Below are 253 nucleotides of genomic sequence, written 5' to 3'. Positions count from 1 at the left end.
GTTTTAAGACAATGCCAGAGACAACTTCGCCTAAATTTTCGACTTTACCGTCTTCGGTTTTGCGCGTCATGGTGACAGCACCTTGACGAATTTCACTGCCCATTTCAACTTTAGCAATATCTGAAACCGTAACAACCGTACCATCTACTGTTTTAACGGGAACTTGTTTGATATTACTGATGCCAGCCTCACCACTCTCAAACCAGCCTGTGCCTCTAATCACAAGCTGCTCTTGCCCACGGTTCATGTACCA

The 253-nt window shown here is 45.1% G+C and carries 1 protein-coding gene; it reads right to left on the bottom strand.

Annotated features, from left to right (window positions below; genetic code table 11):
- On the bottom strand, positions 1 to 253 hold a 253-nt coding region (locus AAEY62_RS23575), incomplete at both ends, for a hypothetical protein (protein ID WP_350636884.1).

Origin of the sequence: Pseudoalteromonas sp. GW168-MNA-CIBAN-0100 (assembly GCF_040309225.1) — a bacterium.
Taxonomy (GTDB): domain Bacteria; phylum Pseudomonadota; class Gammaproteobacteria; order Enterobacterales; family Alteromonadaceae; genus Pseudoalteromonas; species Pseudoalteromonas arctica.
This window is presented reverse-complemented; position numbering and strand designations above follow the sequence as displayed.